Origin of the sequence: Staphylococcus sp. HMSC034G07, from assembly GCF_001835975.1 — a bacterium.
Lineage (GTDB): Bacteria > Bacillota > Bacilli > Staphylococcales > Staphylococcaceae > Staphylococcus > Staphylococcus ureilyticus.
In genome coordinates this window covers 1-17,023 of sequence record NZ_KV826611.1, presented here as the reverse complement: position 1 = coordinate 17,023, position 17,023 = coordinate 1, and the positions used below count along the sequence as shown (strand labels likewise).

Here is a 17,023-nt window from a genome sequence, read left to right as displayed (position 1 = left end):
ATCAAATTTAATAGAGATGATCAATGCATAGGATAACGTCGATGCATATCTATTTCATTTTGTTTGAAATTTGTATCAGGATAATACATATTTTTCACAAGTACATTTGGTCCTAAGCAATTAAATTTAGGGCAATGGCAGTTTAATGATTGTGCTAAAGGTGTCTTTAACCATGCATCAAAAACATCTGTGAGTTTATCATTTTTAATATTTGATAAAGTACCATTTTCATCACCAAAATCAGTCACTATAATGTTTCCAGAGAACACATTCACATTTAATCTATTTCTACCATCTGGATCATTTCGCATCGTAACATTTTTGGAATTTCTTAATCTATGTAGTAATGCTTGATCATCTTCGTTGGAAATACATGGGTAAATGGGTAATGTTCCAAAAAGCATCCATATATCTGGATGTCGAATATCTAGTAAGTGATGAATTGCTTCTTTGATTTCAGCTAATGATAACACCTCTAATTGACTAGCAAAGTCAGAAGGATACATCGGATGAATTTCATGTCTTTGACATTTCATATCATTAACAATTTCATTATGTATTTTATTCAGATAAGGTCTTGTACTTTTGTTTAACATTGTTTCAGCAGAAATGAACATGCCTTGTTCAGAAAGTGTTTGAGCGTTTGATAACATTTGATCATAAAGTCTCAATTTTGCTTTCAATGGTGGCTGTTTTTCCATTGCTCCAAATCCAACTTCTGTAAATTCATCTATCGTTCCCCAATTATGTGAAATATGCATTACATCAATATATTCAGCTATATCTAAATATCTGTCGATAGGTAATGTAAGATTTGAATTCATTTGAACATAAATCCCGCGTTCATAGGCGTATTTCAATAGTGGTTTCACAACATTTTTAATAGATTTCTTTGAAAACATAGGTTCACCACCAGTGATGGACATCGTTTTTAAATTTGGGATTTCATCCAAACGTCGATAAATTAAATCTATTGGTAAAGGAGAAGGGTCTGCAGTTTGAAGTGTGTATCCTACCGCGCAATGACTGCAACGCATATTACAGAGATTCGTCGTGGTGAATTCAATATTACTTAAAGTTAATGCATTATGTTCTTGAATATCATTATAGGTTTCCCATGGATCATTAAATATAGATATAGGTTTTTTAATACTAGATAATATAGATTTTTGATATGTCATTTAAAACATCCTTTTATTAAAGCTTGGTTTAGGTTTAAATATATGAAATGGTTAAACATATAGAAATTATTCTAATTTTGTTAAATTATTTCAGTTTATAATTATTAAGACTTTAGCAAAATTTGTCAAATCCATGTTAGTATAATAATATCTGAAAAAAAGGAGTTACTAATACAATGGATGACAATCAAACAATAGATCAAATAAAAAAGAGATTAGAAAAATTTATGAATGATATCGATCATGTGAACCCAAATGAAGTTAAAGTAGAAGACATAGACGAATGGATTGGCTTATTAGATCAATTAGAAGAAAAAGTTAAATCAGTTTCGAAATCATCAGATTAAATTTCGGAGTATTGAAAGTTTTTATGTTTAAAAAACTCTAGTTTCGTCTATACAGAGTATATAACATAAATATGGAAAGGTGATAATTCATGGCTAAAAAAGTAGCAATTATTGTAACGAATGAATTTGAAGATGTAGAATTAACAAGTCCTAAAGAAGCAATTGAAGAAGCAGGACACGAAACTGTTGTTATTGGAGATGAAGCCAATAGTGAAGTTGTTGGGAAACATGGTGAAAAAGTTTCTGTGGATGTAAGTATTGCTGATGCAAAACCAGAAGATTATGATGGATTATTAATTCCAGGTGGTTTCTCACCTGATCATCTACGTGGTGATTCTGAAGGCAGATACGGTACATTTGCTAAATACTTTACCAAAAATGATGTCCCAACGTTTGCAATTTGCCATGGACCACAAATTTTAATAGATACAGACGACTTATCAGGTAGAACAGTAACTGCAGTACTAAATGTTCGTAAAGATTTAGCGAACGCTGGTGCACAAGTTGTTGACGAATCTGTAGTTGTTGATAAGAATATTGTAACTAGTCGTACACCTGATGATTTAGATGACTTTAATAAAGCAATCGTAGATCAATTAAATGCCTAATCATTTGTGGTACGTCAATTTTAAAAAATGGTATTAATGAAATAGTTGTCTATGTTTTAGATGAATTTACTTTGAATGTGCTAAAGTGGTTCATTATAAAATATAGGCAACTTTTTTGTTTCTTATTAGCATTGAATTTTAAATTCAAACCGTATTTTGGTATTGAGATATTATAAATTTTAAAAGCTTTGATCATAATGCCATGATAGGAGTTACATATACACCCTTGGACCGATTTTTATGATTTACTATAGATAAAAATTCCAACAATTGATAAACTCACTTATAATGATATGAGAGCAATATAAAGGAGCTACCGCATGAAAAGAAGCGATCGTTATAAGCAAACAACCAAAAAATCTCAAGCTGATACTGTAAACGAACCTCAATATAATACTTATTTTCAGCCAGTAACAAAAACAAAAAAACAGAAAAAAGGAAAAGGACTTTTCTTCAAATTACTTATTCCTATTTTAATTGTTTTAGGAATATTTATTGCTATAATGTATGCTTTGAGTACGCGCGCAGATATTGATGAATTAAAAAAAATAGAAAATAAGAATTCGTTTGTATCTGTCTCAAACATGCCAGAATATACTAAAGGTGCATTTATAGCTATGGAAGATGAACGCTATTATAGGCATCACGGATTTGATATAAAAGGAACGTCAAGGGCACTTTTTTCGACATTAAGTGATAAAAATGTACAAGGTGGAAGTACAATCACGCAACAGGTAGTAAAAAATTATTTTTATGATAATGAACAGTCTATTACACGTAAAGTTAAAGAATTGTTTGTAGCTCATCGCGTTGAAAAAAACTACAGTAAAGATGAAATACTTAGTTTTTATATGAATAACATTTATTACGGTAGTGATAATTATTCAGTAGAATCAGCTGCAAATTATTACTTTGGGGTTACGACAGATAAAAATAATCAAGAGTTGCCACAAATTTCAGTTTTACAGAGTGCCATTTTAGCAAGCAAAATTAATGCACCTAGTGTTTATAACATCGATGATATGTCGGATAATTTCATAAATCGAGTGAAAACGGATTTAGAAAAAATGAAACAACAAGAATTTATTTCAGATGAACAATACAAAAATGCATTATTAGAATTAGGCGTATGATTATAGTAATATCAGCAAGTATCACGAGAAGTATAAAATAAGTTGTCAAAGAGAAGTCCCTGCCTTAGTAGTCATGAAAAAATGAATGCTTGGAAGGGGCTTTTTTAAATATTTTAAAAATACAAAATACGTTAATTGCAACTGTGCAATGAAGGTTTTTTAAATGCTTGTTAAGTACTATAAAATATATTGAAATTTGTAGATTAACGATGTCATTTTGTGAAAGGAATAAACCTTGAACCATGATATAATTTGTATATAAAAATAATGAAGTTGAAGTTTGCAAATAAAAATCACTATAATTCCATTCATAAACAATATAAGTTATTCTTATAAGTGGAGTGAAGATAATGCCGAAAATCACAAAAATAGAAGTTCAAAAAAACAATAAAGAACGTTTTAATTTATATTTAGATGATGAATTTGAGATGGGTATTGATATTGATACTTTTGTCTATTTCAATCTTAAAAAGGGACAACTTGTTGAAGCAGCTGAAATGGAAAAAATTCAAAAGTATGAGCAATATAGACAAGCGATTAATATAGCGATTCAATATCTGTCATATAGAAAAAGAACTGAGCACGAAGTGGCACAGCATCTAGCAAAGAAAGATATTTCAGAAAGTGTTATTGCAGATGTATTAGATTATTGCCATAAGCAAAATTTAATAGATCATAAAGACTACGCGAATAGTTTAAAAAACACTATGATTTTAACTACGGATAAAGGACCTGAAATTTTCAAACAAAAATTACGCGAAGCTGGTATAGAGCAAAATATCATTGATGAATATGCGCTTTTATATAATGAAGAACAACCTTTAGACAAGATTATAAAATTAGCAAATAAAATATTGAAACAAAAAAAAGGGCCACAAATAAAGCGTGAAGAAAAGTTGAAACAATCTTTGATGCAAAAAGGTTATACATTTGAAACGATTAACATTGTGATGGAAGAATTAGATTTTTCACAATCAGAAGAATCATTAGACATGTTATTACAAAACGATCTAGAAAAAGCGTATACTAAGAGTTCGAAAAAGTATACAGGTAGAAAATTAGTCAATAAAACGATTGAAACACTTATGAGAAAAGGCTATCAATATGATAAAATAAAATCTAAACTAGAAGAGAGTGGAATTGAGAATGGAACGGAAGAAATTGAGTGAAATGAGTGAAATAGAATTACGTCATGAAATTCAAGGGTATAAAGAACAAATGCGCAAAGCAGAAATGAATGGTATTTATAACGAGTATGACGTATATGCAAGTAAAGCAATCATAGCAGAAAGCTATTTAGTAGATAGAAATAAAGTAGAACTTGGCAAAATTTATCAACTGAATGATGGTACAAAAAGTTATTTTAAGGTAGAACGACTTAAAGGTATTTTTGCATGGGGATTCAGAATCAATAGTTCAGAGCCAGAAGAAGGTTTGCCCTTAGCATTATTAAAACTGTAGAAGGATGAAGATAGTATGGGTAGTTCAATTATTTTAAAGTTACTTAATGTAACACATTACTATAGAAATAAAAAATCAAAAAAGTGGTATCAGCCTTTTGGTTATGATGCAGATAACATAGAGTTAAATAATATTAATCTACATATCTATCAAGGTGAATCACTTGGCATCATCGGTGAGCCTGCGTCTTCAAAATCTCTTGTAGGTCGGATATTAAGTGGTGAAATTAAACCTGATAAGGGAAGAGTTGTGCGCAAAACAGATTTGTTTTATGCAGATATAGACGATAAATATGCTCAAAATATATCGGTTGAAGATTACATATCTAATGCAGTTACATTATTCCCATACAAAGTCAATACGCATAAAGTTGAACAAGTTCTAAAATATGCACATGTCGAAGCGCAAAGTGATACGCCTATATGTGAATTACCAGATGAAGTATATGCCCGCATACTTTTTTCACTTGCCAGAACATCTAAAGCAAGTATTATTATTTTTAATAAAATACTGCAAAATTTAACGGATGAATATTTTGAAAAAGCAATTGAACTATCAGATGAATACATAAATAATAATTTAACCATTGTTATGATAGATGACAATGTTGAAAGAGTTAGTAAGGCAAGTAATTATATAGCGTGGGTTTCGCATGGTCAACTTAGAATGGAAGGTTCTATTAAACAAGTCATTCCTGTATTTAATGAACATGAGAGAGATAGAGCATCTTTAGAAAGTGATGAAGAAAAACGAAATTTTGATTTAGATTGGAAAAAAAGTAGAGCGCGTACGCCTGAGTTAACTTATAATTTCAAACGAATTGAAAGATATAACCACGTTAAACCACCGGTTGTACTAGTTAGATTCTGGACATTTATAACTATTTGTATGCTAGGTGTGCTTTTAACAGCAGTGTTAATATTTAATGATATTGGTAAAATTAACATAGGACAAAATGAAGACCAAGCCACTATTCAAAACCAACCTAAAAATCCTTACGAAGTTAAACTATCATACGGAATCGTATTAGATGATTCAGTTAAATTAAAGAACCTAAAAAAAGGAAAAGAGTTAAGTCCTAACAAGTACGCTTTGCTTACCATTACTGGTGAAAACACAAAAAATTATCGTGTTAGTGTCGATAATCAGTCTTATAAAGTCGGAAAAAAAGATATTCGTTATTTTGATCCAGCAGGTTTATTTGAAGAACATAGTGGGGATGCACTCGCGCCATTTATGAGTAAAAATTATAGTAATTATTTTGAATTTTTTAATAGTCACTTACATAAAAAGCATGGTACTGTGACAGATTCACTAGTTCCAGAAGAAGGGAAAAATGATCGCTTTATTGTACCTATCGTTCAACAACCGATTGCAATGATATTTAATGATCAAAATAAACTTTCCGGCTTTACAATTCCGATGAAAGATAAAGCGAAGTTAAAAGAGAAATTTAATATTGATAATAACTTCTGGATTACTAAATCAGGTGATGGTTATTTCATGGCAGATTTTAAAAATGATAAATGGATATATATTGAATTGTAGGTGTAGTAAATGATAGATAATTTAATTAATTTTTATAAGAATGCACCATTTTTAAGTAAACACTTGTACCATCGATTAAAGGGGCAATGGAAATGGTTTGTAATACCATTTATTATTAGCATCCTGTTATTATGTCTGCTAATGTTCATATTCAATGTGAATGGTACAGAAGAAATAAAACAAGCACGTGGTTATTTTAGATTAGCAGCATTAATAAGTTTTTCATTTATCTGGATAGCTATTTATCAAAGTTATCAATTGTTTAAAAAAGAGTATTTTACTGCTAAAGTTTTTAATTTGAACCCAATTTTTCAAACGATTATGATAGCTATTATTTCTAATTTATTAATGTTTATTGCGTTAATGATGATTATATTAATGACACCAGTTAATATAGAGAGTTCCATTCCATCGACAATATACTTTGTTATAATGTCAATTATCTTTGTCGTAGTTATTTCTACAGTATTTGGTTTACTAACTATTACAAAAAATAATGTAGATATCATATTTTATATATTATCAGTCATTATGTTTTTTCTCGTACCAATTGTGTATATTCCGTCCAGTAATTCAACAGTAATTTCTCATATTTTAATGTTGAACCCGTTATTTTATCTTATAGAGGGAATCTCACAGTCTGTTGTTTTAGGTGCATTAAGCTTAAATAATATACCATACCATTTTTATTTTATATTTTTAATGGCGACAGCTTGTGCTTTGATATTTGCTCTGTTTAGAACGACAGCATATCAGAAATATAGAGTTGCGCATGAGAAAAAGGATACTGATGACAAATTAAAAAATGATTCAAATCATAACGAAAATGTAATTGCTCAAAATACAAACCATAAATAATGATTTTATTCATTTTCAATCTTATTAGTAAAGGCTGAGACACAATCTTGTGTCCCAGCCTTTGTTACTATCAATAAAATTTTTACTTTGCAAATAATTTTTTTTGTAATTTATCTTCACTAAACACCCAACCAATATAAGAATGATCAATATTCATAAATTCGTCTAGATGTGCGATTGCTACAAAAGAATAGTGACCATTTTTTAGATAGCGTAAATCGATTAGTCTAATTTCTGTCGTGTCATCATCTAGCTTTCTAGCTTGCCAGCGATATATAGATGAAAAGTTAAGGAAAGTTTTTATGTTTTTATCATCTTTAACAAATTGCATTAAATCATTACTAGGAAAAGGATGACGCTCAGATTTATCACTAAAAACGATATTTCTACCATAACTGCGTCCAACATAATCGTGATTTTCTGTTTGAATAGCAACACGCCATTCCATAAATCGCATGGTAGGTGCAACAAAAACTTTAACAGGGTTATGTTCTTGCTTTATTTGTTTAAGCGCTTGTTGTTTAATGATGGCTTGCATCCTAAACCGAATAATATAATAAACAACAAGAATACCAAAAATAGGGAAAAATGAAAGGTATGGATGTAAGCCTAATACCCAAAGCAAAATGCCGACACACCAAAGGATGAATATGATTGGGTCAAATGTATTGATGACACTGAGTTGAATCCATTTATTTGTGATGGGTCTGAGCGCTTGGGTTCCATATGAATTAAATATATCAACAAAGACATGAAGAAAGACCGCAAGCTGAGCCCATAACCAGATATGGCTAGCATCAATATTTTTAAAAAATGTAAATATAAATAAAGTTATAAGTAATGGCCACAGAATCGTAAAAGGTATTGAATGTGTTATACCTCTGTGATTTGATATATAAGTGGCATTATCCTTAAGTTTTAAAACTGTGTCTCCATCTGGTATCAGAGAACCGATGATTAGAGTAGTTGCAGTTGCTGCAAATGAACCAGTCATCGCTGGGTCTTGTGTTGCCAAAGCGGTTAATCCAATACCCATGACAATATGCGTACCTGTATCCATAAGTATCCTCTCATTTCATTTCAATATTATTTCTATTATAATCTAATATACTAAATAATAAAATTAACATACTAAAATGAAGAAAAAAAGTTTTAGAATCACGTAGAGAAAGAGATGTATAACATGTATAACGAATCAGAATTTAAAAATAATCTCGTAAAATGGTTTGAGAAAAATCAAAGACAAATGCCATGGAGAGAAACTAAAAATCCATACTATATTTGGTTAAGTGAAGTAATGTTACAACAAACTCAAGTGAAGACGGTTATCGATTATTATCATAAATTTGTAAGTAGGTTTCCAACAATAACTGATTTAAGCAACGCACATGAAGATGAAGTGCTAAAATATTGGGAAGGACTCGGCTATTATAGTCGTGCACGTAACTTCCATAATGCAATCAAAGATGTAGCGGTAAATTATAATGGTGAGGTACCTAATGATCCGAAGCGTTTTGGAGAACTGAAAGGCGTTGGTCCATACACCAAAGCAGCAGTCATGAGTATTGCTTTCAACCTTCCATTAGCAACAGTCGATGGTAACGTTTTTAGAGTGTGGTCAAGACTAAATAATGATCATCGCGATACCAAATTACAAACTACGAGAAAAACATTTGAAAAAGAATTAGAAACATATGTTCAAGAAGATTCAGGTACTTTTAATCAAGCGATGATGGAACTAGGCGCATTAATTTGTACACCAAAAAATCCGTTATGTTTATTTTGTCCTGTACAAGAACATTGTGAAGCCTTTGAACAAGGAACAGTTGAGCAGTTACCTGTAAAAACGACTAAAGTGAAGAAAAAACATATAAAACAAAATGTCTATATAGTGCGTAACGAAAAGGGTGATTTACTTATTGAAAAAAGAACTCAAAAATTATTAAATAATATGTGGGAATTTCCTATGTATGAAGCGGAAAGCAACGAAAATATTAATACACAATTATTTACAGAAATTGAATTTCAAGCTAAACCTGTTTATTCTTTAAAACATCAGTTTACACATTTAACATGGGATATTGATGTGTATATATCTAAAAGTTGTGTTAATCGGCAAGAGATTACATTAGCTAACAATATGCAGTGGATGCCTGTAGATGATAAAGTTAATTATAACTTTCCAGTAAGTATGTCAAAAATATATAATTTTTTAATAACAAATAATTAAGGTCGTTCTATAATCGTTAACTATGTTATAATTCAATATGTGAAATCAGAAAAGGTGGTGTGGAGCATGGTTAAAGAGTCCATACCTAAAGAGGGTCAGACGATAAAAATTCAAAGTTATAAACACGATGGAAATATACACCGTGTTTGGTCTGAAACAACTATTTTAAAAGGTACGGATCATGTAGTCATTGGTGGTAATGACCATACATTGGTAACAGAAAGTGATAATCGCACATGGATTACAAGAGAACCTGCAATTGTATACTTCCATTCCGAATATTGGTTTAACGTTATTTGTATGTTTAGAGAAGATGGTGTTTATTATTATTGTAATTTATCCTCACCATTTGTCTGTGATGAGGAAGCACTCAAATATATAGATTATGATTTAGATATTAAAGTCTATCCCAATGGTAAATATCATTTATTAGATGAAGATGAATATGAACAACATATGCGTCAAATGAATTATTCATCTGATATTGATGTAATTTTACGAAGAAACGTAGATATTCTTCAACAATGGATTGAACAAAAAAAAGGTCCTTTTGCACCGGATTTTATTAAAGTTTGGCGTGAACGGTTTAAAAAGATTAGAGATTATTAAGCATATTTAATGTAATTGATAGTTATATCCGATATAGTATTAAAGGTATATATGATACAAGTTAATTGTATAGAATAAATCTTAATAGCAAATGCTTAACTAAATGATCTGATCGTAGATAATTGTAATAACAGCCTCGTTGAATTTCAACGAAGGCTGTTTCATTTGCTGAAATAAGCAGGGAGGTATAGTTTGTATGATTCGCAGATATATACAATTCGTAAAACCATATAAATGGCGGATCATTGCCACAATTCTTGTTGGTATATTAAAATTTGGTATTCCAATGCTTATTCCGTTATTAATTAAATATGTTATTGATGACATTATCAATAACGGTGCAATCTCGGTAGAAGAAAAATTTGCTAGATTGGGAATTGCGCTAGGAATAGCTGTATTTATTTTTGTAATCGTAAGGCCCCCTATAGAATTTTTAAGACAATATTTAGCTCAGTGGACAAGTAATAAAATATTATATGACATTCGTAAGCGTCTATATAATCATTTACAAGCACTAAGTGCAAGATTCTATGCTAATAACCAAGCTGGGCAAGTTATTTCACGGGTTATTAATGATGTTGAACAAACAAAAGATTTCATCCTGACAGGCCTTATGAATATTTGGCTTGATTGTATCACTATCATTATCGCTTTATCTATTATGTTTGTACTAGATGTAAAATTAACACTAGCTGCAATTATAGTATTTCCAGTTTATATTTTGACTGTCTACTTCTTCTTTGGACGTTTAAGAAATCTGACACGTAAGAGATCTCAAGCCTTGGCTGAAGTACAAGGATTTTTACATGAACGTGTACAAGGCATGTCAGTCATTAAAAGTTTTGCAATAGAAGATAACGAAGCAGTGAATTTTGATAAGCATAATAGCAATTTCTTACAACGCGCATTTACGCATACGAGATGGAATGCCTATTCATTTGCTGCAATTAATACAGTAACTGATTTAGGGCCATTAATTGTAATAGGTTCTGGTGCGGTTTTAGCTATTAACGGTTCCATTACAGTTGGTACGCTCGCTGCATTTGTGGGTTATCTCGAACAATTATTTGGACCTTTACGTAGATTGGTTTCTTCATTTACAACATTAACGCAAAGTTTTGCATCGATGGATCGTGTGTTCCAACTTATGGATGAAAGTTATGACATAAAGAATAAAAAAGGTGCCTTACCATTAGAAATTCAAGAAGGACGTATTGAAATTAATAATGTGAGTTTCCGATATAATGCGGATGAATCTACGATATTAAACCATATTAATTTGGATATCGAACAAGGCGAAACAGTAGCGTTTGTCGGTATGAGTGGTGGAGGTAAATCAACACTTATCAATCTCATACCAAGATTTTATGATGTTACAGATGGTGAAATTAAAATTGACGGCACCAATATTAAGTCCTATTTAACAGGTAGCCTCAGACATCAAATTGGATTAGTTCAACAAGATAACGTACTATTCTCAGATACGATTAAAGAAAATATTTTATTAGGCAGACCCGATGCAACAGATGAAGAGGTCATTGCTGCTGCAAAAATGGCAAACGCACATGATTTCATCATGGAATTAACAGATGGATATGATACAGAAGTGGGTGAAAGAGGAGTTAAACTCTCTGGAGGCCAGAAGCAACGTATATCTATAGCGCGAATCTTCTTGAATAATCCACCGATTATTATCTTAGATGAAGCAACGAGTGCATTGGATTTAGAAAGTGAATCTATTATACAAGATGCATTAAATATCTTAAGTAAAGATCGTACTACGTTAATTGTGGCACATAGATTATCTACAATTACTCATGCAGATAAAATTGTTGTTATAGAAAATGGTGAAATAGTAGAAAGTGGCACACATCAAGAATTATTAGCGAAAAAAGGTGCTTATGAACATCTTTATAGCATTCAAAATTTATAAAAAGACTTTGAACGAACTAATAAATATAAAAGACCAGAGACAATTTTAAATGTCTCTGGTCTTTTTAGTTAAAATATTGAGTTTTTATAGATCAAAATCTTCTTCTTCAATTTCAATTTCATTATCATTAGAATGATATGAGAAGAAACTGATAACTAAACGATCCAAGTGTTCTATAGTATAACGATATTCTTCTATAGCTGAAATAATCTGCATTATATTAGTGAATGAATATGTTGTCTGATAAGGATCTTTAATGATTTCGCGTTGGAAAGCATCCATTAAATCTTTTTTTTGTGGATTTTCTATCTGACTATCAAAGTGACTAATATCATAACGTGCTTTCTTTGAAATACTAATAAAGATTTGTTCGTGATAGGCGATTAGCAAATCTATTTCTAATTTTATTTGAAGTAACAGCTCGTTATTCAAATTATGAAGATCGTTTTGATAACGATTCATTCGTTTTAAAACATCGTATGCTTGCCGTGTGCTACGGACAACTTGTTTAAATAGAATTTTTTTTCTATTTTGCGCATACATTTGCTTTTTCGTCCAAGGTCGTTCTTCTTCGTAGTATTCAAAGATTTGTTCTAATTTTGTAATACGTTTGCTGATTAGCCCTCTATCCTCTTTTATATGATGATATTCAGAGGTATCATTTAATACAAGTTTGAACCATACAAAGATATCTGAACAAATGTTTAAAGAATTATAATAAATTTTAGACTCGAATTTAGGGGGTAAGAATAAAAGATTAACTGCAGAAGAACTAATTACACCTACCATAACAAGGACAAATCTGTAAAATGCAGAAATATAAAAGTTACCAGTATGTGTTCCCATAATAATTAATGCAGTTATACTTGCAAGTGTAGCTACATGTTCCAATTTAAAACGGAATAAAATAGCAATTAATAATATAACAGTAACCCCCATGATTACTGGATTATTACCAAAAACAGTAACCATAACAACTGCCAGTATTGCACCGATCAGGTTACCAATTGCTCTTTCAGAAATTGTTTTAATGGAACGAAAAACACTTGGTTGCATCGCGATTACCGCACTGACAGCAGCGATTGCTTTTAATCCTGCTTCATCAGGGAACAGAGAAGCGATAAACAAAGCAAGTATAATAGCTATACCTGTCTTCAGAATGCGTGCTCCTAATTTCAAATGTACCGCTCCTTCATATATTTAATAAATTTATGTTTATACTTGTTATACAACGATTCCCTATAAAATTCAAGTTTATTTCATTTGACTAAAAGCATAATCTACAGCATCTAATGTTTTTTCAATATCATTTTTAGTGTGTTCAGTCGTTAAAAACCAAGCTTCAAATTTTGAAGGGGCGAGATTAATACCTTGATGTAACATAAGTTTAAAGAATCGTGCAAAAGCATCACCATCTGAATTTTCAACTTGCTCATAGTGTGTGACAATTTCGTTTGTAAAATAGAGCGTTAATGCACCATAAACTCTATTGACTGTAGCAGTGATATTGTGTTTTTGTATTAATTTATTTAAACCATCTTCTAATTGTTGACCTAGGCTATCTAAATATTCATAAATACCATCTTGTTCTAATACTTCTAATAATGCGATGCCTGCTTTCATGGATAATGGATTTCCAGCCATCGTTCCAGCTTGATATGCAGGGCCTAGGGGAGCAACTTGTTCCATAATATCTTGTTTACCACCATAACCACCGATAGGTAAACCACCACCTACAATTTTACCGAAGGCAGTTAAATCTGGATAAACTTGGTATAAGTCTTGTGCACCACCATAATGGAAACGAAAAGCGGTAATAACCTCATCATAAATCACTAAACTTCCATTATTATGTGTAATTTCATTTACTTGTTCTAAAAATCCTGGTTTAGGTTTAACCATACCAAAGTTACCTACAATAGGTTCAACGAGTACTGCTGCTATATCATCTCCCCAATAATCAATGGCTTCTTTATAAGATTCTATATCATTATAGGGTACTGTGATGACTTCTTGGGCTACACTTTGAGGTACACCGGCAGAATCGGGTGATCCTAATTGGGAAGGTCCGCTCCCAGCTGCAACTAAAACTAAATCTGAATGACCATGATATTGGCCAGAAAATTTAATTATTTTATTTCTTTTAGTATACGCACGTGCCACACGTATTGTCGTCATTACAGCTTCAGTACCAGAATTAACGAAACGAATCTTTTCTAATGAGGGGATAGCATCGCGTAATTTCTTAGCGAAGTTTATTTCAAGTTCTGTTGGCGTTCCATATAATACGCCAAGTGCTGCTTGTTCTTGAATAGCTTGAGTTACATGAGGATGAGCATGACCAGTAATTATTGGTCCATAAGCTTGTAAGTAATCGATATATTTATTGCCATCTACATCATATAAATAAGCGCCTTGGCCAGATTTCATCATTACAGGAGCACCACCACCTACAGCTTTATATGAACGAGAAGGTGAATTCACGCCTCCTAATATATATTCATTTGAGTAATTTTGAAGTCTTTCACTTTCAGTAAATTTCATTAATATCAACCTCTTTTATTTAATATTTTCGTTTATTATCGTATCATATAATTATTAATAAAAAGAAATAGGGTGAGTTATTTGTTGAAAAAAGGAGATCAATTTCCGGAATTTAGACTTGAGAATCAAAATGGTGATATTATTTCTAATGATACATTAAGAGGAAATAAAGCAGTGCTTTATTTTTATCCGAGAGATAACACGCCAACATGCACGACAGAAGCCTGTGATTTTAGAGACAATTTATCATATTTTAATGAACTTAATACAAAAGTTTATGGAATTAGTGGAGATACAAAGAAAAAACATCAAAACTTCAGCGAAAAACATAGTTTGAATTTTGATTTATTGGTAGATAAAAATTATCAATTATCCGCGGAAGTGGGTGTATATCAACTAAAGAAAAATTTTGGAAAAGAAAGTATGGGAATAGTAAGAACTACGTTCATTATTGACGAAGATGGCGTTATTATCGATGTCATAGAAAAAGTGAAAGTAAAATCACAAATGGACGAATTAAAAGCAATTCTGGGGTGATTAGAGATGAAGGCAGTCAGTTTACAAAGAATGGGAGATTTAGAAAATGATTTAGTTGAAGCTTTTCCAAACGTTAAGTTTATATTTACACAGGGTGTTTCTGATATTAATGACCATGATAAAAAGGATTTGGACATACTATTTGGATATGATGGTAAATTAGATGAAGATTTTTTGGAGTCATGCTCGAATCTGAAATGGTTGGCCTGGTATGCTACCGGTGTAAACAAGCTTCCTTTAAACTATATCGATAGTAATAATATCTTGTTGACGAATGGTCGAGGTGTACACGCAAAACAAATGTCTGAATTTATCATGGCGTTTATATTAGATGACTATAAAAAAATGAAGACTTCATTTATTAATCAAACAAATAAAAAATATGATTCGAAGCTAACTGGAAAAAGAGTAAGCGGGCAAACCCTTTTATTTTTAGGGACAGGAAGTATAGCGCAAAAAACAGCAACCATTGCTAACGCGATGGACATGATTGTACAAGGTGTTAATACAACTGGTCATGATGTAGAAGGGTTTTCCAAAACGTATACTATCGATAATTTATTTCAAGCACTAGAAGAAGCAGATATTGTTGTTAATACGTTACCAGAAACGAAAGAAACAATACATCTACTACAAAGAGAACATTTTGAAAAGATGAAAAACGCTGCTTTATTTATTAATGTAGGAAGAGGAACAATCGTAGACGAAAATGTAATAGCAAATGTAATGAAAGAAAACATCATACGACAATCATATTTAGATGTGTTTGAAAACGAGCCACTTACTCCAAATAACCAATTATATAATATAAATAATATTACAATTACAGCACATATTACGGGCAATGGGACAGAAAACAAACAAGAAGTTACTCAGATATTCAAACGAAATCTTAGTTATTTTCTCAATAACAATACTTTAATTGAGAATGAAGTTGATCCCAATACAGGATATTGATTGAAATGGTCTTTGTTTATTGACAATTCGATAATGCAACAGTTATATTAATATTAAGTAATAATTATTATTAAATAGAAAGATGGTGAGGGACATGAGTGCAGAGATGGAAACAGTTGAACATCAATTAGAAGACTCGATTGCGTCTTTAAGAGATAATGGAATAAGAATAACACCACAAAGACAGGCGATATTGAAGTTTTTAATTGTTTCAGAAACACATCCCACTGCTGATGAGATTTATCAAGCACTTTCACCCGATTTTCCAAATATAAGTGTTGCAACGATATATAATAATTTACGTGTATTTAAAGGAATAGGCATTGTTAAAGAGTTGCCTTATGGCGACGCTTCAAGTCGATTCGATTTTAATACACATAATCATTACCATGTTATATGTGAAAATTGTGGAAAGATTGTTGATTTTCATTACCCACAACTAGATGAAGTTGAACAATTAGCTCAACACGTAACGAATTTTGATGTGACACATCATCGTATGGAAATTTATGGTCTATGTAAAGAATGTAAAGATAAAGAGAATTTACAGCAGTAATTATAATTGAACAATTACGAAAAAACTATTAAGTTAGAAAGTGCTACATTTATAAATGTAGCACTTTCTATTACTATGAGCTTATTTTATATCGATATAAGTGAAATCAAAAAATGCAATTTTAACTAACGGTATAATGCGTAATGTGTCCAAACAACACTGATATAATTATACAATTTGACATATTTATACATATAAAAAATAATTAGTTATTACAAAGGTAAAATTTAACTAAAAAGTTATTGAAATTGAATTGACGAGTGAGATTAATCTTGATATTATATAAAAGTCGTCAAAACGAGACGGCTTAAAAACAAACCAAAATAAAAATAATAGAAAGTGTAAATTTGACACTTGTTAAAATTATTGAATGGTTATACAATGTTAAATGTTGAGTTAACAAACGAAACAAACTTAACAATAACAAATAAAATTTATTATTGACTTAACAAAAACTTAATGTTACAATTAATTCTTGTAACACATCAATGAACATTGAAAACTGAATTGCAATATGTCAA

General features: G+C 30.9%; 17 protein-coding genes. 13 read left to right on the top strand and 4 right to left on the bottom strand.

What is annotated here, in order from left to right:
- Positions 1–20: 20 nt before the first annotated feature.
- On the bottom strand, positions 21–1,181 hold the full coding sequence (gene yfkAB, locus HMPREF2586_RS11990) for a radical SAM/CxCxxxxC motif protein YfkAB (protein WP_176745331.1): 1,161 nt from the start codon (positions 1,179–1,181) through the stop codon (positions 21–23).
- Between the two features lie 176 nt (positions 1,182–1,357).
- Between yfkAB and HMPREF2586_RS12750 the strand changes: the two genes are divergently transcribed.
- From HMPREF2586_RS12750 to HMPREF2586_RS11960, 7 genes are all read left to right on the top strand, one after another.
- The gene (locus tag HMPREF2586_RS12750; protein WP_019469624.1) at positions 1,358–1,528 is read left to right on the top strand and encodes an SE1561 family protein; all 171 of its coding nucleotides are present in this window, start codon (positions 1,358–1,360) and stop codon (positions 1,526–1,528) included.
- An 89-nt stretch (positions 1,529–1,617) separates the two neighbouring features.
- Positions 1,618–2,136 (top strand): type 1 glutamine amidotransferase domain-containing protein, encoded by a 519-nt coding sequence (locus HMPREF2586_RS11985; RefSeq protein WP_046207946.1) that lies wholly within the window; start codon positions 1,618–1,620, stop codon positions 2,134–2,136.
- Between the two features lie 320 nt (positions 2,137–2,456).
- Complete coding sequence (gene sgtB / locus HMPREF2586_RS11980) at positions 2,457–3,269, top strand: monofunctional peptidoglycan glycosyltransferase SgtB (RefSeq protein ID WP_046207945.1); 813 nt, start codon at positions 2,457–2,459, stop codon at positions 3,267–3,269.
- Positions 3,270–3,619: 350 nt separating this feature from the next.
- Positions 3,620–4,438, top strand: a complete 819-nt coding sequence (gene recX / locus HMPREF2586_RS11975) for a recombination regulator RecX (RefSeq protein WP_046207944.1) — start codon at positions 3,620–3,622, stop codon at positions 4,436–4,438.
- Positions 4,416–4,730, top strand: coding sequence for a YfhH family protein (locus HMPREF2586_RS11970; protein ID WP_046207943.1), 315 nt, complete (start codon positions 4,416–4,418; stop codon positions 4,728–4,730). Before recX ends, HMPREF2586_RS11970 begins: the two co-directional genes overlap by 23 nt.
- Positions 4,731–4,745: 15 nt before the next feature.
- The gene (locus tag HMPREF2586_RS11965; protein ID WP_046207942.1) at positions 4,746–6,278 is read left to right on the top strand and encodes an ATP-binding cassette domain-containing protein; all 1,533 of its coding nucleotides are present in this window, start codon (positions 4,746–4,748) and stop codon (positions 6,276–6,278) included.
- 9 nt (positions 6,279–6,287) lie between these two features.
- Positions 6,288–7,136: a sugar ABC transporter permease gene (locus HMPREF2586_RS11960; RefSeq protein WP_070658312.1), complete on the top strand. Its 849-nt coding sequence runs from the start codon at positions 6,288–6,290 to the stop codon at positions 7,134–7,136.
- Between the two features lie 82 nt (positions 7,137–7,218).
- Here HMPREF2586_RS11960 and HMPREF2586_RS11955 read toward each other — a convergent pair whose 3' ends face one another.
- Positions 7,219–8,196 (bottom strand): metal-dependent hydrolase, encoded by a 978-nt coding sequence (locus HMPREF2586_RS11955; RefSeq protein WP_046207940.1) that lies wholly within the window; start codon positions 8,194–8,196, stop codon positions 7,219–7,221.
- A 123-nt stretch (positions 8,197–8,319) separates the two neighbouring features.
- Here HMPREF2586_RS11955 and mutY point away from each other — a divergent pair, with 123 nt between their 5' ends.
- From mutY to HMPREF2586_RS11940, 3 genes are all read left to right on the top strand, one after another.
- The gene (mutY, locus tag HMPREF2586_RS11950; protein ID WP_070658314.1) at positions 8,320–9,366 is read left to right on the top strand and encodes an A/G-specific adenine glycosylase; all 1,047 of its coding nucleotides are present in this window, start codon (positions 8,320–8,322) and stop codon (positions 9,364–9,366) included.
- Between the two features lie 66 nt (positions 9,367–9,432).
- Positions 9,433–9,975 (top strand): nucleoside tri-diphosphate phosphatase, encoded by a 543-nt coding sequence (locus HMPREF2586_RS11945; protein WP_019469633.1) that lies wholly within the window; start codon positions 9,433–9,435, stop codon positions 9,973–9,975.
- A 196-nt stretch (positions 9,976–10,171) separates the two neighbouring features.
- A complete protein-coding gene (locus tag HMPREF2586_RS11940) occupies positions 10,172–11,908 on the top strand; it encodes an ABC transporter ATP-binding protein (RefSeq protein ID WP_070039301.1) in 1,737 nt (578 codons plus the stop codon).
- An 84-nt stretch (positions 11,909–11,992) separates the two neighbouring features.
- Here the strand turns inward: HMPREF2586_RS11940 and HMPREF2586_RS11935 are convergent, their stop codons facing one another.
- Together HMPREF2586_RS11935 and HMPREF2586_RS11930 are read right to left on the bottom strand one after the other, a co-directional pair.
- Positions 11,993–13,087, bottom strand: a complete 1,095-nt coding sequence (locus HMPREF2586_RS11935) for an FUSC family protein (RefSeq protein WP_046207937.1) — start codon at positions 13,085–13,087, stop codon at positions 11,993–11,995.
- 75 nt (positions 13,088–13,162) lie between these two features.
- On the bottom strand, positions 13,163–14,452 hold the full coding sequence (locus tag HMPREF2586_RS11930) for a glutamate-1-semialdehyde 2,1-aminomutase (protein ID WP_070658317.1): 1,290 nt from the start codon (positions 14,450–14,452) through the stop codon (positions 13,163–13,165).
- Between the two features lie 81 nt (positions 14,453–14,533).
- Here HMPREF2586_RS11930 and bcp point away from each other — a divergent pair, with 81 nt between their 5' ends.
- The 3 genes from bcp (at position 14,534) to perR (ending at position 16,502) form a co-directional block, all read left to right on the top strand.
- On the top strand, positions 14,534–14,989 hold the full coding sequence (gene bcp / locus HMPREF2586_RS11925) for a thioredoxin-dependent thiol peroxidase (RefSeq protein ID WP_070658320.1): 456 nt from the start codon (positions 14,534–14,536) through the stop codon (positions 14,987–14,989).
- A 6-nt stretch (positions 14,990–14,995) separates the two neighbouring features.
- Positions 14,996–15,946, top strand: a complete 951-nt coding sequence (locus tag HMPREF2586_RS11920) for an NAD(P)-dependent oxidoreductase (protein WP_070658321.1) — start codon at positions 14,996–14,998, stop codon at positions 15,944–15,946.
- 94 nt (positions 15,947–16,040) lie between these two features.
- The gene (perR, locus tag HMPREF2586_RS11915; protein WP_046207933.1) at positions 16,041–16,502 is read left to right on the top strand and encodes a peroxide-responsive transcriptional repressor PerR; all 462 of its coding nucleotides are present in this window, start codon (positions 16,041–16,043) and stop codon (positions 16,500–16,502) included.
- Positions 16,503–17,023: the final 521 nt, after the last annotated feature.

Excerpts from the sequence above, each read along its gene's own strand:
- yfkAB (WP_176745331.1), bottom strand. The coding sequence starts at position 1,181 with ATGACATATCAAAAATCTATATTATCTAGTATTAAAAAACCTATATCT.
- HMPREF2586_RS12750 (WP_019469624.1), top strand. The coding sequence starts at position 1,358 with ATGGATGACAATCAAACAATAGATCAAATAAAAAAGAGATTAGAAAAA.
- HMPREF2586_RS11985 (WP_046207946.1), top strand. The coding sequence starts at position 1,618 with ATGGCTAAAAAAGTAGCAATTATTGTAACGAATGAATTTGAAGATGTA.
- sgtB (WP_046207945.1), top strand. The coding sequence starts at position 2,457 with ATGAAAAGAAGCGATCGTTATAAGCAAACAACCAAAAAATCTCAAGCT.
- recX (WP_046207944.1), top strand. The coding sequence starts at position 3,620 with ATGCCGAAAATCACAAAAATAGAAGTTCAAAAAAACAATAAAGAACGT.
- HMPREF2586_RS11970 (WP_046207943.1), top strand. The coding sequence starts at position 4,416 with ATGGAACGGAAGAAATTGAGTGAAATGAGTGAAATAGAATTACGTCAT.
- HMPREF2586_RS11965 (WP_046207942.1), top strand. The coding sequence starts at position 4,746 with ATGGGTAGTTCAATTATTTTAAAGTTACTTAATGTAACACATTACTAT.
- HMPREF2586_RS11960 (WP_070658312.1), top strand. The coding sequence starts at position 6,288 with ATGATAGATAATTTAATTAATTTTTATAAGAATGCACCATTTTTAAGT.
- HMPREF2586_RS11955 (WP_046207940.1), bottom strand. The coding sequence starts at position 8,196 with ATGGATACAGGTACGCATATTGTCATGGGTATTGGATTAACCGCTTTG.
- mutY (WP_070658314.1), top strand. The coding sequence starts at position 8,320 with ATGTATAACGAATCAGAATTTAAAAATAATCTCGTAAAATGGTTTGAG.
- HMPREF2586_RS11945 (WP_019469633.1), top strand. The coding sequence starts at position 9,433 with ATGGTTAAAGAGTCCATACCTAAAGAGGGTCAGACGATAAAAATTCAA.
- HMPREF2586_RS11940 (WP_070039301.1), top strand. The coding sequence starts at position 10,172 with ATGATTCGCAGATATATACAATTCGTAAAACCATATAAATGGCGGATC.
- HMPREF2586_RS11930 (WP_070658317.1), bottom strand. The coding sequence starts at position 14,452 with ATGAAATTTACTGAAAGTGAAAGACTTCAAAATTACTCAAATGAATAT.
- HMPREF2586_RS11920 (WP_070658321.1), top strand. The coding sequence starts at position 14,996 with ATGAAGGCAGTCAGTTTACAAAGAATGGGAGATTTAGAAAATGATTTA.
- perR (WP_046207933.1), top strand. The coding sequence starts at position 16,041 with ATGAGTGCAGAGATGGAAACAGTTGAACATCAATTAGAAGACTCGATT.